This window comes from Chitinophaga sp. 10T418, from assembly GCF_056394125.1.
Genome location: NZ_JBFTHG010000003.1, coordinates 789,247 through 807,506 on the forward strand (window position 1 = coordinate 789,247; position 18,260 = coordinate 807,506).

Consider the following 18,260-nt stretch of genomic DNA (forward strand, 5'->3'; position numbering starts at 1 on the left):
AGCCATTAGCTGTTAGCAAAATGCAGCGGAGATCTATGGGGAGCAGCTGGTATTCCTTCCTCAAAAATCTCCGCTGCATTTTGCTAACAGCTAACAGCTAATGGCTAAAAGCTTAATCGTTGCCTGGAACTCTGTCCATATTTCTTCCAGCACAAGGGCGGCGGGTTTTATATCATGTATCAGTGCACTCACCTGACCTATTTCCAGTTCCCCTTCTTCGAGGTTACCTTCAAACATACCGGTTTTGGCCCGTGCCCGCCCCAGCAGTACTTTCAGCGCATTTACATCTGCCCCGTTATCTTCGGCTTCTTTGATTGCCTGATAGAAATTGTTTTTGATCAAACGTACCGGGGTGAGTTTCTTTAAACTGAGCATGGTATCCCCTTCTTTTGCGTTGACCACCGCTTGTTTAAAATTTATATGGGAAGATGCTTCGGGGGTCGCTACAAAACGGCTGCCTACCTGTACACCGGAGGCCCCAAGTGCAAAAGCTGCCGCCATGGCTTTTCCTGAACCAATGCCTCCCGCTGCTATCACGGGTATTTGTACCTGTTCGCATACTGCCGGAATCAATACCATGGTAGTTGTTTCTTCACGACCGTTATGGCCACCGGCTTCAAAGCCTTCTGCTACTACTGCATCTACACCGGCAGCCTCGCTTTTCAGGGCGAAGGCTGCACTGGATACCACGTGTACTACTTTTACACCAGCAGCTTTCAATACCGGTGTCCATGTTTTTGGGTTTCCGGCAGAAGTGAATACAATTTGTACCCCTTCTTCCAGGATAATATTTATCAGCTGATCTATATCAGGATATAGCAAAGGTATATTTACGCCGAAAGGCTTGTTAGTAGCCTGTTTGCATCGCTGTATATGCAACCGCAATACATCCGGATACATACTGCCGGCGCCTATCAGCCCGAGGCCACCGGCATTACTAACAGCGCTGGCTAAACGCCAGCCACTTGCCCAGATCATACCAGCCTGGATAACAGGATATTGAATATTGAATAAGGAAGTGATACGGTTGTTCATGGAAGCGAATATACTTAAAAGCAGAAAGCAGAAGGCATAAAGCAAAAAGCTATTGTGGCGATTAAATATCCGCGACAATAGCTTTTTGCTTTATGCCTTCTCTTTACCCCAGATCTATTTCCGTATTGTCACCAATGTTCAGGCTCTGACTCAATCCGCGGATATTGGCATCGCTGCCGATGAGCGAAGATTTCAGCACCACTTCATACAGGTTACTGAAAGAGCCGATGATGGAATCTTTTACAATAGAGTAATTGATCACGGTATTATCTCCTATGGCTACATTAGGGCCAATAATAGCGTTCTTAATATTACATCCTTCCCCTATGCTTACCGGTGGAATGATGATCGTATTTTCATACGGTAATACCGGGTTATTGGCGAGTTTATATTTCTTCAGCAGAATGGCATTTGTTTCCAGCAGGGTATCTTTACGACCACAATCAAACCAGTTGGATACTTTAAAGCCATTGAACTGTACGCCATGTTCAATCATGCATTCCAGCGCATCTGTGAGCTGGAACTCATCATGTGATTTTATTTTATTGTCGATGTTGCTTTGGAGGCAATCATAGAGTTGTTGCGTTTCTTTGATCTTGTAGAGTCCTACCAGTGCGAGGTTAGACTTAGGGATCTGAGGTTTTTCCACCACGCGGGTAATTTTGCCTGTTTCATCCAGTTCTGCTACACCAAAATTACGAGGGTCATCTACTTTCTTCAGGCCCAGCATAGAAAAAGGAGAGTCGATAACTTCTTTGAAATCACATTCACAAATGGTATCTCCCAGTACGATCAGTATTTCATCGGTGCCTACGATGTCGCGGGTGAGGGATAAGGCATGGCCGGTACCTTCGCGGCTGTTTTGTTGTACAAAGTGACAGGTAAGTTGTGGATACTTCTTCTCCACATAGTGCTGGATTTTTTCGCCCAGGTAACCTACCACAAATACAAATTCGTTGATACCTGCATCCACCAGCTGATCAATAATAATACTGAGAATGGTTCTGCCGGCTAAAGGTATTAATGCTTTAGGCTGTGTATATGTGTGTGGACGAAGCTTGGTGCCTGCCCCTGCCACTGGTATTATTGCCTTCATTACTTGTTGTAGTTAGGATGATAGCTATTGCTGCTCGAATGCCGCGAAAATAGGACAAAAAAGCCGAAAGCGGAAAGCATAAAGTATAAAGCTATTGAAGCGGAGATAGCAGCGGATCTACAGGATTATCATATCCTTTTATCTCCGCTTCAATAGCTTTTTGCCTTCTCCTTTATGCTTTCCGCTTGCAATTGATCCCGCTTTAATTTATTTTTGCACCAAATTTAAGGCAACATGCAAAGAGACCAGCAAATATTTGATTTAATCGGCCAGGAATTGGAGCGTCAGCGCCATGGCATTGAGTTGATCGCATCTGAAAATTTTACCAGTTACCAGGTAATGCAGGCGATGGGACAAGTGATGACGAATAAATATGCCGAAGGTTATCCTGGCAAAAGATATTATGCAGGCTGCGAAATTGTAGACCAAAGCGAACAACTGGCCATAGACAGAGCTAAACAAATATTTGGTGCCGCCTATGTGAACGTACAACCTCACTCTGGTGCACAGGCCAATGCTGCTGTAATGCTGGCAATACTCCAACCCGGTGATAAAATCCTGGGACTGGATCTGAGCATGGGTGGTCACCTGACCCATGGTTCTGCTGTAAACTACTCCGGCAAGCTTTACCAGCCTCATTTCTACGGTGTTAACAAAGAAACCGGCCTGGTAGAATACGATAAAATGGAAGAAATCGCGAACCGCGAAAAACCAAAACTGATTGTTTGCGGTGCATCTGCTTACAGCCGTGACTGGGATTACAAACGTATCCGCGAAATAGCTGACCAGGTAGGCGCCTTTGTAATGGCAGATATTGCACACCCCGCAGGTCTGATCGCCAAAGGCTTACTGAACTCTCCGTTTGCACATTGCCATTTCGTTACAACTACCACCCACAAAACACTGCGTGGTCCTCGTGGCGGTATGATCATGATGGGCGCTGATTTCGAAAATCCATTTGGTCTGAAAACACCAAAAGGCGAAACCCGCATGATGAGTTCCCTCATTGATACATCTGTATTCCCAGGTATCCAGGGCGGTCCACTCGAACACGTTATTGCCGCTAAAGCAGTTTCCTTCTTCGAAATCCTGTCTGACGATTATACTGTATATGCTAACCAGATTCTTAAAAATGCCCAGTCAATGGCGAAAAGCTTCGTTGGCAAAGGCTATGAAATCATTTCCGGCGGTACTGATAATCACCTGATGCTGATTGACCTCCGCAATAAAAATATCTCCGGTAAAAAAGCAGAACAAACACTCGTAAAAGCGGATATCACTGTTAATAAAAACATGGTACCATTTGACGATAAATCTGCCTTTGTTACCTCTGGTATCCGCGTAGGTGTTCCAGCTATCACTACCCGTGGTATGAACGAAGGCCATATGGGCCAGATCGTTGACTGGATCGATCAACTGCTGATGGATGCTGATAACGAAGCACTCATCACCAGCGTAAGAGGCGAAGTAAATACGTTCATGAAACAGTTTACCCTGTACCCTGAACTGTAAGTATAACTACCTGCTATATAAGTTATAAAAGAGGAAGTCTGTATAAGACTTCCTCTTTTTTGTTCCCTGCTTTTTTATCTCTCCCAAAAAATTCTTTTGAAATATTAAAAATCCAATTATCTTTATAGTGTACTAGTTAAGTAGTACACTAAATCACATAATATGATTAACATCCAATCCCTGACATTCAGCTATCGGAAAAACAAGCCCCTGTTCGAGAATCTGCAACTACGCCTGGAAGCAGGCCACATCTATGGTTTGCTGGGAAAAAACGGTGCGGGTAAGTCTACCCTCCTGAAACAAATGGCCGGGCTGTTATTCCCCGACAGCGGCACCTGTGAAGTAATGGGCTTCGCTTCCGCCAAAAGACAACCCGCCTTCCTGCGGGAAATATTCCTGGTGCCGGAAGAATTCTATCTGCCTAAAGTGAGCGTTAAAAAGTATGTGAATACCTACGCACCTTTCTACCCCAACTTCGATGAAGCAGCGTTTTTCAGGTACCTGAAAGAGTTTGAAATTCCCCGCGATCAGAAACTGACGGAGATGTCTTACGGACAAAAGAAAAAAGTGCTGATCAGTTTTGCCCTCGCCACCAACACTAAAGTGCTGATCATGGACGAACCTACCAATGGGCTGGATATCCCGTCTAAAAGCCAGTTCCGTAAAGTAATTGCAGCAGCCGTGAGTGAAGATAAATGTATTGTCATCTCCACGCACCAGGTACGCGACCTCGACAACCTGATAGACAGCATCGTTATTATAGATGGTCATAAAATCATTTTCCGGGAAGATGTGCAAACGGTAACGGATAAACTGAGTTTCAAAACAGTGAGCCGTATGGAAGAAACCACCGGTGTATTGTTCGCCGACAGTAATCTCCGTGGCCATACCATCATTACCAAAAATGCAGGCAACGAACACAGTAAAATAGATATGGAGCTGTTGTTCAACGCAATACTCACTAATCACAAACCTATCCAGGAAATATTCAACTAATTACTACCCATGCAAGCAAATAACGTTTTCAACCTCCGGCGCATGCAGTTCTACCTGCAGAAACACTCTACGGATCACCTTCGTTTTTATCTAATGGGAGCAGTGGCCTTATTTGTATTATCTACTACTGTAGGTATCCTGGCAATACTTTCCCACCACCGATTCGAACACGTCACTGATCTCGTACCGTTCTACTATTTTGGCCTGTTCTTAGGTGGACTCCTCTTTACCAGCCGTTCATTCAATGAACTGGCCAACAAAGAAAAAGGGGTAGACTACTTAATGTTACCAGCGTCTCAATTCGAAAAATTCTTTACGCTGTTCTTGATCAGTACCATCGGTTATTTTTTGTTCTATCATCTCAGCTGTTACCTCAGTTTCAGGATCATTGAAAATGTACAACTCTCTATCACCGGACAACAGATAGAAAGAAACTATAAATTCATTAGCGACCCGGATGAAAAAAAGTATATCTACTATGGCTACTTTGTGCTACAATCCATTTTCTTACTCGGCGCTACCTATTTTCATAAATATAGTTTCCTCAAAACAGTTTTCAGTGTATTCATTTTCCTCTTTGGTCTGTATTTGATCAACTGTATAGTGATTACCTTATTATTCGGGCTGGAAGGAGAATTCTGGAAAAGAGCCATGCCATTTGTGATGGTGAATAAACTGGAAGGCGGGCCAACATCCTGGCATACCACCACTTACCTCATTCCACGCTGGCTGCTGGATGTATACCTCTTTACCCTGAGATTTATACTAGCACCTGTGTTTTGGACCATAGCTTATTTCCGGTTGAAGGATCAAGAAATTTAAAACTTTTGTGAGATGGAATTCAAAGAAACCCAAGCTATATACGTACAGATCGCGGATTACATCTGCGAACAGATATTGCTTAATAAATGGCAACCGGATGAACGCATTCCTTCCGTCAGGGAACTTGCAGTATTACTGGAAGTAAATCCCAATACCGTGATGCGTACCTGCGAGCTGTTGCAGCAGCAGGAAATCATTTTCAATAAAAGAGGAATCGGCTACTTCATCAGTGCAGATGCCGTAAAGAAAATCAGGCAATTCAAAAAAGAAACATTCATCAGCAATGAATTGCCCAGCTTCTTCCGCAGCTTGTACCTACTGGATCTGGGCCTCGATGAACTGAAACCTCATTTTGAGAAATTCAAAAAATCTAATTTCAACTAATATGAAAACGAGTAAAAAATTATTGATCGGTTTCACTGGTGTACTCGTGTTTTTGATGTTGTTTGCTGCCACCCTGCTAAGGGTGAACTATAGTAAAGCGATTACCAACGAAGAACAATACAGTCACCAACCTGCACCAGATCCCAAGGATAAAACGGAAAACCTTCAGCCGTTCAGTGTTTTGGTGCTTACTAACGGTCAGGCGGATCTGGCGACCACGGAAACCCATCAGGAGGATACAAAAAATGGGCATGTGAGCTACACACAGGGCATCAATAACGTAAATATTAGCAGGGGAGATACCTACACACTGGGACATCATAGCAATGTAACTATCCGGCAGTCAGCCGATACCTTATTTATCCGCATGGATCAGCAATATGATATTTCGCTTACTTGTCCGTCATTGAGGGTCATCAATAACAGCTACTGCAATGTATCGATAAGAGACTTCACCATACCGGATCTGACAATTAAATCAGGTCCTAATGCCGGTGCATTCCTGTCGAATAATCATTTCAAGTCATTAACTTATGCAGGTGAACTGGCGAACGACTTTTCTCTGTCCGGCGACAATACGCTGGATAGTGTAAAAATAACGATGGGGAAAAGTGGTGCACTCCGGTTTGAAGATATCGAATACAAAGTGGCAGATATCAGGGTAGATAGTTTACGGGAATTAAACATCTACGGTAAAGCCATCAGTTGTATTAAACAGATTAACTAACAATAACGACTACACGTTTTTAGCAATAATTTCTATCGATATATAAACGGGCTTGTTTTTTAACCGGTCTTCTTTATTAAAAAGATAAAAAAAAGTCCCGATTTTCATCGGGACTTTTCATTTATCATTAAAACTGCGTAGCTAAATAGGCCATAGTGCCCATTCCTATTTCAATCGCATGTTCATCTACATCGAAAGTAGGAGTATGTACACCGGAAGTAATTCCCCGGGCAATATTACCAGTACCAAGTCTAAAAAAACAGGCAGGTACTACTTGTGAATAGAAAGCAAAATCTTCTGCCCCCATTCTGATTTCTGTATCACCTACATCGTCCGCACCGAGGTATTCAGTAGCGAAGTGGCGGGCCTTCTTAGTCACTTCTTCATTATTATATAACGTAGGATAACCTACCAGTATTTCAATATCGATTTCAGCGCCCATGGCTTCTGCAATACCTACCGCCTGTTTACGGATCAGCTCATGTGCTTTAAAGCGCCAGGTTTCATCCATAGCCCTGAAAGTGCCCATCAGCTTTACTTCACTCGGAATAACGTTGGTCGTAAATCCGCCGTTGAAAGCACAAATCGACAATACAGAAGGAGAGAAGGGATTGTTGTTACGGGAGATGATCTGTTGTAAACTTACTACCAGTTGAGACGCCACCAGGATAGTATCTACGGTAAGATGTGGCTGCGCCGCATGGCCACCTTTACCTTTGATGGTAATATATATTTCATCGGCACTCGCCATGTACTTTCCTTCACGAAACCCCAGCTTACCGGCTTCCAGGGTAGGATGCACATGCATACCCAGGATAGCATCCGGACGTGGGTTTTCGAGTGCGCCTTCCTCAATCATAATACTGGCGCCTCCGGGATGTTTTTCTTCTCCCGGCTGAAACAGTACTTTGATAGTGCCTTCAAACTGATCTTTTAATTCATTCAATATTTTGGTAGCACCTAATACACAGGAGGTGTGTACATCATGTCCGCAAGCGTGCATCACGCCTACATTGGTAGATTTATAGGGCACATCATTGGCTTCTGTAATTGGCAGGGCGTCCATATCAGCACGCAGGGCAATTACTTTGGAGGCCGGATTTTTCCCTTCAATCAGGGCAACGATGCCGGTGCCGGCAATGCCTGCCTGGAAAGGAACACCAAAAGCGGAGAGTTGCTGCTGTATAAAAGCAGTCGTTTCAAATTCCTGAAAGGATAGTTCCGGATGGGAATGCAAATGCCTCCTGACAGCAGTAAACTCAGGAGCATACGCCTTTGCCAGCTCTTTAATACGGTTCTTCATTCGATAGTTCTTTATCCGGTGACACGTTAATAATGGCTGGTACTACAAATACGCCTCCTGAAAACAGGTCAGATAATTTGTCCCGTAATTCGGCGGCTTCTTCACGGCTTTTAAAATCGCCTACGCGCACTTTAAAATAGGGGGCCTGGTAATCGAGATAGGTACGATAGTCACCAAAGAGTTGCATCACTTTTGCTTTGGCTTCATTGGCATCGCCACGTTTGTTGGTGGAAATTACCTGCACCCGGAAACCAGACTGGTTACGGATGGCCAGGGTGTTAATGTAGATCTGTTTTTTAATCAGCACATCCACACGACTATCTTTTACCACCCTTACATTTCCGTTGGTTGCTGTTGCATTGTCTTGTGCCATGGCCCAACTACTTCCCAACAGACAGCAAACCAGGATGAATAACTTTTGCATGAATACTGTATAATTAACTATGAATAATTATTTATTGCGCCGCAGCGTCCTTGCTTTCCTTCACGATGCTCACACTGGCGCTGGCTCCTATGCGGGTAGCTCCGGCTTCTATCAGCTCCTGGGCAAAAACAAAGGTACGAATACCACCCGAAGCTTTTATCTGTATGTTGGCAGGTAAATTAGCTCTCATCAGTCTTACCGCTTCTACTGTAGCCCCTCTTTCTGCATAGCCGGTAGATGTTTTCATGAAATCAACTCCGTACTTTGCATACAGCTGGCAACATTTGACGATCTCTTCCTCCAATAATATGCCACTTTCAATGATGATCTTGATTACTTTTTTCTTTTCCCGGATGATGTACATGATATTGGCGATCTCTTTTTCCAGGTATTCCCAGTCATTGTTTTTGATCGCTGAAATATTGATCACCAGGTCCAGTTCATCTGCGCCATCTACAATGGCCAGCACCGTTTCTGCTACTTTCGCTTCAATAGCGGAATAACCGAAAGGAAATCCTATGACGGTAGCTACTTTGGTGTTGGTAGCACCCAGGAATTGTTTGGCCAGCTTTACATATAACGGCGGCACACAGGCGGCCGCAAAATCATACTCCACACATTGCATACACAGCTGTTTGATGTCTTCCAGTGTAGTAGTAGGTTTTAATATAGTATGGTCTATATAGCGGTTAATCTCCATCATCGTTCATTTACTTATTACAAGGCGAAATTAATGCAAAACGGATTACGTTGCCGTAATCCGTTCTGATATCATTTACAGGTAAAAGCGCTTAAGCGTTCTTGCCATGGCATTGTTTGTACTTCTTACCGCTACCACAAGGGCAAAGGTCGTTACGACCAATTTGTGGTCCCTGGTGACGGATTGGCTCCGTCTTCACTTCTTCAGCAGTCTGGAAGTCAGGTGCACCGGCCTGATGGCCGTTGTGATCTACCAGGTCTTCATGAGAAGCACGCATACGGCTCATATCCGTTTTTTCTTCTACTGCTTCCCTGATTTCAGGTGCAGTTTCCTCTGCCTGGTTATTTACGGGGATACCGCATTTAGACAGGAAGGAAACGATGTCGCGGCTGGTTTCACCATCCATTTCCTTGAACAGGTTGAATGCTTCGAATTTATAGATCAGTAATGGATCTTTCTGTTCGTATACAGCACTCTGTACGGATTGTTTCAGGTCATCCATTGCACGCAGGTGCTCTTTCCAGGACTCATCTATCAGCGCCAGTGTAATGCTGCGTTCCAGGGCATTCATGGTTTCATGCCCCTTGGTTTCCACTACTTTCTGCAGGTTAGCCATTACGTTGATACCTTTTTTACCGTCTGTAAACGGAATAGAGATATTTTCGATCTGGTGACCCTGTTCCTGGTGAATGCGTTCAATCACCGGCAGTGTATTGCTGATCAGTTCATTTACTTTGCGTGTATAGTTATCTTTTCCTTCGTGATACAGTTTGGAAGACAGATTAGGGATATCTGTTCTGTTCAGTTCTTCCCTGGTAATTGCTGTATCGATAGAGAAGTTCATAATAGCATCCATTTTGAACGCTTCATAGTCGCCACTTCCTTTGTGGGTGGTTACCATGTTTTCCGCTACATCATAGAATGCGTTGTCGATATCTATTGCCAGACGTTCGCCAAACAGGGCGTGATTACGTTTTGCGTAGATCACAGTACGTTGCTTGTTCATCACATCATCATATTCCAGCAAACGCTTACGGATACCGAAGTTATTTTCTTCTACTTTCTTCTGTGCTCTTTCAATGGAGCGGGTGATCATGCTATGTTGAATCACTTCTCCTTCTTTGTAGCCCATGCGGTCCATCAGACCAGCAATACGTTCTGAACCGAACATACGCATCAGGTCATCTTCCAGGGAAACGAAGAACTGTGAAGTTCCCGGATCACCCTGACGACCGGCACGACCACGTAACTGTCTGTCTACACGACGGCTTTCATGCCTTTCTGTACCAATAATCGCCAGACCACCTGCTTCTTTTACACCGGGTCCGAGTTTGATATCCGTACCACGACCTGCCATGTTGGTAGCAATGGTAATGGCTCCCGGCAAACCTGCTTCCGCAACGATTTGTGCTTCACGGGCATGTTGTTTCGCGTTCAGTACATTATGTGCTACTTTATCGAACGTCAGCATCTTGCTCAGCAATTCGGATACTTCCACGGAGGTAGTACCTACCAGTACCGGGCGTCCTTTTGCCTGCAGTGTTTTGATTTCTTCGATAACTGCTTTGTATTTATCTCTTTTGGTTTTATATACCAGGTCTTCCGCATCGATACGGGTGATCGGGAGGTTGGTAGGAATGGTTACCACATCCAGTTTGTAGATTTCCCAGAGTTCACCAGCTTCCGTAGAGGCAGTACCGGTCATACCGGCCAGCTTGTGATACATACGGAAGAAGTTCTGCAGCGTGATGGTAGCAAATGTTTGGGTGGCAGCTTCCACTTTCACATTTTCTTTGGCTTCAATCGCCTGGTGCAAGCCATCAGAGTAACGGCGTCCATCAAGGATACGACCGGTTTGCTCATCTACGATCTTCACTTTACCGTCCATTACTACGTACTCTACATCTTTATCAAATAAAGTGTAGGCTTTTAATAATTGCTGAACGGAGTGGATACGATCTGACTTAGAGGCGAAGTCCTGCAGTAATACATCTTTCTGCTGCAATTTCTCTTCTGGTGTAACTGACAGTTTTTCAATTTCTGCCAATTCAGAACCCACATCTGGCAGAATAAAGAAGTTTGCATCTTCTCCACCTTGTGTGATCAGGTGAATACCTTTATCGGTGAGGTCTACACTGTTTTGTTTTTCTTCGATTACAAAGAAAAGGCCTTCATCTACTTTCGGCATTTCGCGTTGCTGATCTGCCAGGTAGTAGTTTTCAGCTTTCTGTAATAATACCCTGTTACCTGCTTCGCTGAGATATTTGATCAGTGCACTGCTCTTTGGCAAGCCTCTCCAGGCGCGCATCAGGGCCAATCCACCGGTTTTAGGATCATCTTTACCCTCGGCAATCAGTTTTTTAGCTTCCTGCAGGTATTGGTTCACCGCTTTTTTCTGCATTTCCACCAGGTATTCAATACGTGGTTTCAATGCGTGGAATTCCTGTTCTTCTCCACGTGGGATAGGACCGGAAATGATCAGCGGGGTACGGGCATCATCCACCAGTACGCTATCCACCTCATCCACCATCGCATAGTGATGCTTGCGCTGCACCATTTCATCCGGGTTGTGTACCATGTTATCACGGAGGTAGTCAAAACCGAATTCGTTGTTGGTACCGTAGGTGATATCCGCCAGGTAAGCATTACGGCGGTCGGGTGTATTAGGCTGGTGTTTATCGATACAGTCTACTGTAATATCCAGGAATTCGAAGAGGGGACCATTCCACTCAGAGTCACGACGAGCCAGGTAATCATTCACAGTTACAATGTGAACACCCTGGCCAGCCAGTGCGTTGAGGTAAGCAGGCAGGGTAGACACGAGTGTTTTACCTTCACCCGTTGCCATTTCCGCAATCTTACCCTGATGTAATACGGTACCACCAATCAACTGTACATCGTAGTGCACCATGTTCCAGGTAACGCGGCTACCAGCTGCATTCCAGCTGTTTTGCCAAATCGCCTTATCTCCCTGGATGCTCACATAATCCCCTTTCAGGGCCAGTTGACGATCCAGATCAGTAGCAGTTACTTCCAGTGTGGTATTATTGGTAAAGCGGCGGGCAGTTTCCTTTACAACAGCAAAAGCCGCTGGAAGTAATTCTTTCAGTATTACTTCCAGTTGCTTGTCGCGGTCTTTTTTGAGAATATCTATTTCCTGATAAATCGTGTCTTTTGCGGTTACATCTTCCTCTTCTTCTGCAGCAGCCTGCTTTTCCGCTATTTCTTTATCAATAACGGCGAGATGTTCAGCGATGCGTGCGCGGAAGTCCTGCGTTTTACGGCGCAGCTCATCAGTAGGCAGGGATTGCAGTTTTTCGTACTCCTCATTAATCTGCTGCACCACTGGAGAGATGGATTTGATATCCCTTTCTGATTTATTCCCTCCAAATAGCTTTGATAAAAAACCTAACATGTTAAATGTTTAATTACGAATTACGATTTCTATTTATTGTAACCTAACCCCATCCAGGCTGAGTTGATCATCAGTTGATATTTCCTGCTTTCCCGGCCTGTGGCACTTAGGCTGCGCTGCGGGCTTAGTCAGTTGGATAGACGGCATCCAGATTACTCAAATATTGTGCTTGTAACAGTGAACTGTCAAGGTGTCAGTTTTACAGCTCCCCGGGCAAGGCCTGTAAAAGTAGGAATAAATTTGGGGATTTAGCGGGGATTTTGAGGGGATTTTGCAATTTCCGGGCATCAATTAACATATCCATAGTATTTACTGCGAACATACTGTCGTGGCAGGTCTAAGTTGAAAACTTTAGCCAAAAAAAGTATATTCACGCCATGATTGACGAGGTATTGCAATTACAGCGCCTTGCAGCGGGCGACCGCGATGCATATACTGCGCTGTATAAATATTATCAACCGAAACTACTTCGCTACCTGCTGCCATTTACGGGGGACACGGCTATTATTGCAGACGAAATAACACAAGATATCTTTGTGAAAATATGGCTTAAAAGAGAAACCTTCGTCGGTTTGCAGGCCTTTGAATACTACTTATACCGCATGGCCCGCAACCGTCTCATTGATATTTTCCGCAGTGAAAAAAAGAGAAAACAACAGGATGCCGCCCTCCCGCCAGATGCCCCGGACTACCACCTGGAAGACGAACTCAAGTACCGGGAATACCAGCAGATAGCCCAACAAGCCATCGCCCTTTTACCGGAAAGAAGAAGACTCATCTTTGAACTGAGCACCCAGCAAGACCTTTCCTGGGCCGAAATTGCCGCACAACTGGACCTCTCCGTGGCAGTGGTCAAAAAACAATTACATCTTGCCAGTAAATTTATAAAAGAGTACATGAGAAAACATGGAGATATCATTTTTGCCCTGTTGCTCTGCATTTCATTGGTTAGATAATTTTTTTTCGGTTACCGTCCCCTTTGTCTTTTTCCCAACGTGTATATAACATCGTGATGAACCAATACCAGGAATTATTCCAGAAAATTGCCGCCGGTAACAGTACACCGGAAGAAAGAGCCTCGCTGCGCGAATGGCTGCAAACCCTTAATGAATCTACGTATCAACAGATATTAATAGAATACGGCGATCTCCTGGTACAGCAAAACGTGATGGAGCCCTATAATGCAGCACTATTAAAAAAGATAAATGAACAGATCACGATAGCTGAACAAACGCCCCCGTTCACGCCTTTATACCACCGCCTGTGGTTCCGTTACAGTGCTGCCGCCTCACTGCTCGCTGCCCTGCTGCTATGCTGGTTCCTGTTCAAACCGGCTCAAACGCCCGTTTACAGCGCTATTCAGCCGGGGGGCAATAAAGCAATCCTAACACTGGGCAACGGACAACAGATTGTACTGAACAATGCAGAAAACGGTGTATTAGGCCAACAGGGCGCTTCACAGATCATTAAAATAGACAGTGGACTCTTGTCTTACCACGTCGCCGGCGCCACCAGCGAGGTACAGTATAATACCATTACCACCCCACGTGGCGGCCAATTCCAGGTAATACTGCCGGATGGTTCGCGGGTATGGTTGAATGCCGCCTCCTCCCTGCGCTTTCCAACAATATTTGCTGGCCATGAAAGAACTGTAGACCTTACCGGTGAAGCGTACTTTGAAATAGCACCACAGCCGGAGATGCCATTTACCGTTGCCATCAATCATATAAAAGTAGCCGTACTCGGCACCTCTTTTAATATTATGGCATATACAGAGGAGAAAAAAATCAGCACCACACTGGTAACAGGAGCCGTAAAAGTAAGCAACAGCGATAACCAGGTAACTATTGCGCCAGGCCAGGAAGCCATACTGGATGCCGGTTCCACTCAGTTTAAAATAAACAATGCCAATATAGCCGCCACCATAGCGTGGAAAAACGGTAAATTTTTATTTGACGAAACAGATATCTATTCCATCATGCGACAGGTAGCCAGATGGTATGATGTAGACATTCGCTATGAAGGTGATCTTACCGGTATCACCCTCACCGGTGGGATCTCCCGCCAACAATATATATCCCAGCTTCTGGAGATATTGCAAGCAACCGGCAACGTAAAATTTAAATTAAAGGATAAGCAAATTACAGTAATGGCTGCTCATAAGTGAACATCGCAGCCTGATTTAAATCGTCAACAACCAACCATTTTCAATTAGTCAATTACCAATTACATGAGTAAGTAACAATCAACCATCAACCAGTAAAAGCCAAACAAAAACCGGAAGTGGTTCGAAGCACTTCCGGCGGATGTTTGGGCCTATACATTAACAAAAGGCATCCGTTCAAAAATGCAATTATTAGTCAAACCTAAACTATACGAAAGTATGAAAGTATTTCTATGCAACAAAGTCAGGCCCTGGCCACGACTCTCATCAACCAAAACGCTGTTAATAATGAAATTAACATCCCTGTTGCTACTTTTTTTTGCTCTACAGTTAAGTGCTACTACTTATTCACAGTCCGTTTCCCTTTCCGGGAAAAATATACCGCTAAAAACGGTATTCAACGCAATTCGTAGTCAATCCGGCTTTGAAATACTGTATAATCCTCACCTGGTCAGCCATGCAGGTGCCGTAGATCTCGATCTTAAAAATGCTTCGGTACAAGAGGTATTGAAAGTGTGTTTTAAAGACAAACCGCTGGATTTTGAAATCAAGTACAACACCATCATTATAAAGGCGAAAGAGATCAGCCTCCCGCCTGTAGAGGTACCCGTGAATACTGCACCAGCTATGGCGATCCGTGGTACGGTACTCGATGGACTAACAGGCGTACCTATAGCCGGCGCCAGTATAATGCTCTCTGAAACAGCCGGTACCACCACTGATCTGGAAGGAAAATTCAGTATTACTGTCAACAGCGACAATGCGGTTTTACAGATCAAACATATTGCCTATGAAACGGCGACTGTTAAAATATACAAAGATGGTAACATCACCATCAAACTGAAGCCAAGAGCCCTTCAGCTGGAAGGGCATTCCGTCACTACCGGTATGTTCAAACGCCCGAAAGAAAGCTTCACCGGCGCGGCTACCGTCATTTCCGGGCAGCAACTACGCAGTGTAAGCATGCTGAATGCGCTGCAGGCAATGAAAGTATTTGATCCTTCTATCCGAATTCCCGATAACATCCAATTTGGGAGTGACCCCAATAAACTTCCAAACATTAACATGCGCGGGACTAATAATTTCCCTCAACAGGTTACCGGAAAGACCGGCGCTACCTCAGGCGCCGACTTCATGGCGAATTACGCCACCAACCCCAACCAGCCGCTATTTATCCTGGATGGATTTGAAGTAAGTCTGCAGAAATTATACGACATGGATATCAACCGCATCGCCAGTTTTACCATTCTGAAAGATGCAGCCGCCACTTCTCTCTACGGCTCCCGCGCTGCCAATGGCGTAATAGTGGTGGATACCAAGCAACCATTACCGGGAAAACTGCAGGTGAGCTACAGTGGTGTCATGCAGGTAACGGCTCCCGATCTTACGGTGTATCATCTGCTGAATGCACGCGACAAACTGGAAGTGGAAAGACTGGCAGGTTTATACAGCCAGTACAGTGGTAACACAGATAGAGCAGATGCTGATGCATTTTACAGGAAGCTATATTCCTCCCGTCTGGCCGCAGTGGAAAGAGGTGTAAATACCTATTGGCTGGCACAACCTGTCAGAACAGGCGTAGGACAAAAGCATTCGCTTTACCTCGAAGGCGGCGACCAGTATATCCGCTATGGATTAAACCTGGGTTATGACCACGATGCAGGGGTGATGAAAAACAGCGACCGTAATAATTATAATGTGGATATGAACCTCAGCTATCGTTTCAAAGGATTCCTGTTCAAAAATGTATTATCTGTTAACTACAATAAAGCCAATAACTCTAACTATGGCAGCTTTAGTGACTATAGCCGATTAAATCAGTATTGGTCACCCTATGACGCTAACGGAAAAATCAGTCAGCTGCTGGAATCTTACCAGGAGCCGTTGAGCTATCAACTCGTCAGATATACCAATCCATTGTTTAACACCACGCTTCACACCCTTAATAACAGCGAATACACCAGCGTCAGCAACCAAACATCCGCCGAATGGACCATTGGAAAAGGTTTCCGCCTGAGTGGCCGTTTGGGTCTCACCAAACAAACAGATGAAAGCAATTTATTTTTGCCCGCTACCCACACTTCTTTTATGTCGGAATCTGACTTTACTAAAAAAGGAAGTTACACCAGGGGAAATAATAAATTCTTTTCTTACGATGCCAGCCTGAATCTCGACTATTCAAAAAGATCCGGGCGTCATTTATTTTTTAACACCACCAGCATCAGTACCGCTGAAACAAACAGTGATGCGGCCAGTATCTATGTGCTCGGATTCCCCAGTGACCGCATGGATCAGTTGCAATTTGGTAATGCTTATCCCGTAAATACCAGGCCTGACGGGAGCGCAAATGTAACAAGGCGTATTTCAGGGTTTACCAATTTCAGTTACAGTTACGACCAGCGCTTTTCCACAGATGTGGGGATAAGTGCAGATGGCTCTTCCCAGTTTGGTATTAATAAACGTTTTGCTCCATTCTGGAGTGTTGGTGCGGGTTGGAATCTGAATAAAGAAAAATTCCTCGCCGCCACCAATAAATGGCTGGATATCCTCCGCATACGCGCCACCATTGGAACCACCGGTAGTAACAGTTTTCCACCTTACATGGGCATCACTACCTATAGCTACTATACTGACCAGAGCTATCGTGGCCAGGTAGGCTCCACCCTGATGGGCTACGGCAATCCCAATCTGCAATGGCAGCAAACCCTGAAAAAGAACCTGGGGACCGACCTCGCCCTATGGCATAGCCGTTTGGTTGTGCGCCTTGATATTTACCAGGAAAATACCCAAAGCCTGATACTCGATATCAATACGCCTCCGTCTGCCGGCGTAACCAGCTACAAAGAAAATGTAGGGGAACTGGAAAACAAAGGCTATGAATTCAATACTACTTTCTTTGCTGTAAAACAGGATACAAAAGGCATTTACTGGAGCTTTTTTGTAAATGGCATTCATAACAATACCTATATCAAACATATTTCCAATTCATTAAAAAAACTGAACGACAACAACGATAAAAACGATAACGGACAACAAAAAATGCCTCAACTCAGATTTCAGGAAGGGCAAAGCCCCAATGCCATATGGGCAGTTCCTTCCAAAGGGATAGATCCGTCCACCGGCCGCGAATTATACGTCAAAAAAAATGGTACCCTCACCTACGACTGGAGTCCACAGGATAAAGTGGTGGTAGGCGATGTTATCCCTTCTCTGCAGGGAAACTTCGGAAGCAATGCTACCTGGAAAGGAATGTCGCTGGGCGTGTATTTCAACTACCAGTACAGGGGACAGCTATATAACCAAACACTGGCTGATCGTGTAGAAAACGCAGACCTGGCATACCAGGTAGACGAACGCGTACTGCTTGGAAGATGGAAGCAACCAGGCGACAAAACTTTCTTCAAAGGACTGAGCAGCGAAACCGGTAGAGTTATTACTACTCCTACCTACGCCACTTCCCGTTTTGTACAGACAAATAATTTCGTCAACCTGCAAAGCATATCCTTTGCATATGTTATACCGGAGAAGTATACACGTAAATGGAAGCTGCAGAATACACGTATCGGACTTATCGCAAATGATATTGCCCGCTGGTCAACTATCACGGTTGAACGTGGACTGGATTATCCTTTCGCCCGGAACTTCACCATGAATATCAGTACCTCTTTTTAATTAATTGAAA

14 protein-coding genes are annotated in these 18,260 nt (G+C 44.7%); 8 read left to right on the top strand and 6 right to left on the bottom strand.

The features are described 5' to 3' along the window. Nucleotides 1-90 precede the first annotated feature (90 nt). A complete protein-coding gene (locus tag AC1DCV_RS11355) occupies nt 91-1,035 on the bottom strand; it encodes an NAD(P)H-dependent flavin oxidoreductase (RefSeq protein WP_477023289.1) in 945 nt (314 codons plus the stop codon). Nucleotides 1,036-1,138: 103 nt separating this feature from the next. Next, complete coding sequence (locus AC1DCV_RS11360) at nt 1,139-2,131, bottom strand: sugar phosphate nucleotidyltransferase (protein ID WP_477023290.1); 993 nt, start codon at nt 2,129-2,131, stop codon at nt 1,139-1,141. 234 nt (nt 2,132-2,365) lie between these two features. On the opposite strand from AC1DCV_RS11360, the gene AC1DCV_RS11365 reads away from it, so the two are divergent. The 5 genes from AC1DCV_RS11365 to AC1DCV_RS11385 all read left to right on the top strand — a co-directional run bounded on the left by AC1DCV_RS11365 (nt 2,366) and on the right by AC1DCV_RS11385 (nt 6,572). Further along, entirely contained in the window at nt 2,366-3,643 is a 1,278-nt protein-coding gene (locus AC1DCV_RS11365) for a serine hydroxymethyltransferase (protein WP_477023291.1), read from the top strand. 162 nt (nt 3,644-3,805) lie between these two features. Next, nucleotides 3,806-4,639 (top strand): ABC transporter ATP-binding protein, encoded by an 834-nt coding sequence (locus tag AC1DCV_RS11370; RefSeq protein WP_477023292.1) that lies wholly within the window; start codon nt 3,806-3,808, stop codon nt 4,637-4,639. Nucleotides 4,640-4,648: 9 nt separating this feature from the next. Continuing rightward, a complete protein-coding gene (locus AC1DCV_RS11375) occupies nt 4,649-5,461 on the top strand; it encodes a hypothetical protein (RefSeq protein ID WP_477023293.1) in 813 nt (270 codons plus the stop codon). A 12-nt stretch (nt 5,462-5,473) separates the two neighbouring features. Further along, a complete protein-coding gene (locus tag AC1DCV_RS11380) occupies nt 5,474-5,845 on the top strand; it encodes a GntR family transcriptional regulator (RefSeq protein ID WP_441573312.1) in 372 nt (123 codons plus the stop codon). Nucleotide 5,846: 1 nt separating this feature from the next. Then, entirely contained in the window at nt 5,847-6,572 is a 726-nt protein-coding gene (locus tag AC1DCV_RS11385) for a hypothetical protein (RefSeq protein ID WP_477023294.1), read from the top strand. 127 nt (nt 6,573-6,699) lie between these two features. Here AC1DCV_RS11385 and AC1DCV_RS11390 read toward each other — a convergent pair whose 3' ends face one another. From AC1DCV_RS11390 to secA, 4 genes are all read right to left on the bottom strand, one after another. Beyond that, complete coding sequence (locus tag AC1DCV_RS11390; RefSeq protein WP_477023295.1) at nt 6,700-7,875, bottom strand: M20 metallopeptidase family protein; 1,176 nt, start codon at nt 7,873-7,875, stop codon at nt 6,700-6,702. After that, the gene (locus tag AC1DCV_RS11395) at nt 7,859-8,299 is read right to left on the bottom strand and encodes an SPOR domain-containing protein (protein ID WP_441573309.1); all 441 of its coding nucleotides are present in this window, start codon (nt 8,297-8,299) and stop codon (nt 7,859-7,861) included. The genes AC1DCV_RS11390 and AC1DCV_RS11395 overlap by 17 nt, the downstream gene beginning before the upstream one ends. Nucleotides 8,300-8,330: 31 nt before the next feature. Further along, complete coding sequence (gene deoC / locus AC1DCV_RS11400; RefSeq protein ID WP_477023296.1) at nt 8,331-9,002, bottom strand: deoxyribose-phosphate aldolase; 672 nt, start codon at nt 9,000-9,002, stop codon at nt 8,331-8,333. A gap of 88 nt (nt 9,003-9,090) precedes the next feature. Next, on the bottom strand, nt 9,091-12,414 hold the full coding sequence (gene secA, locus AC1DCV_RS11405; protein WP_477023297.1) for a preprotein translocase subunit SecA: 3,324 nt from the start codon (nt 12,412-12,414) through the stop codon (nt 9,091-9,093). A gap of 377 nt (nt 12,415-12,791) precedes the next feature. Here secA and AC1DCV_RS11410 point away from each other — a divergent pair, with 377 nt between their 5' ends. The 3 genes from AC1DCV_RS11410 to AC1DCV_RS11420 all read left to right on the top strand — a co-directional run bounded on the left by AC1DCV_RS11410 (nt 12,792) and on the right by AC1DCV_RS11420 (nt 18,250). After that, complete coding sequence (locus tag AC1DCV_RS11410; protein WP_477023298.1) at nt 12,792-13,370, top strand: RNA polymerase sigma factor; 579 nt, start codon at nt 12,792-12,794, stop codon at nt 13,368-13,370. Nucleotides 13,371-13,426: 56 nt separating this feature from the next. Then, entirely contained in the window at nt 13,427-14,581 is a 1,155-nt protein-coding gene (locus AC1DCV_RS11415; RefSeq protein WP_477023299.1) for a FecR family protein, read from the top strand. 285 nt (nt 14,582-14,866) lie between these two features. Beyond that, on the top strand, nt 14,867-18,250 hold the full coding sequence (locus AC1DCV_RS11420) for a SusC/RagA family TonB-linked outer membrane protein (RefSeq protein WP_477023300.1): 3,384 nt from the start codon (nt 14,867-14,869) through the stop codon (nt 18,248-18,250). Nucleotides 18,251-18,260 lie beyond the last annotated feature (10 nt).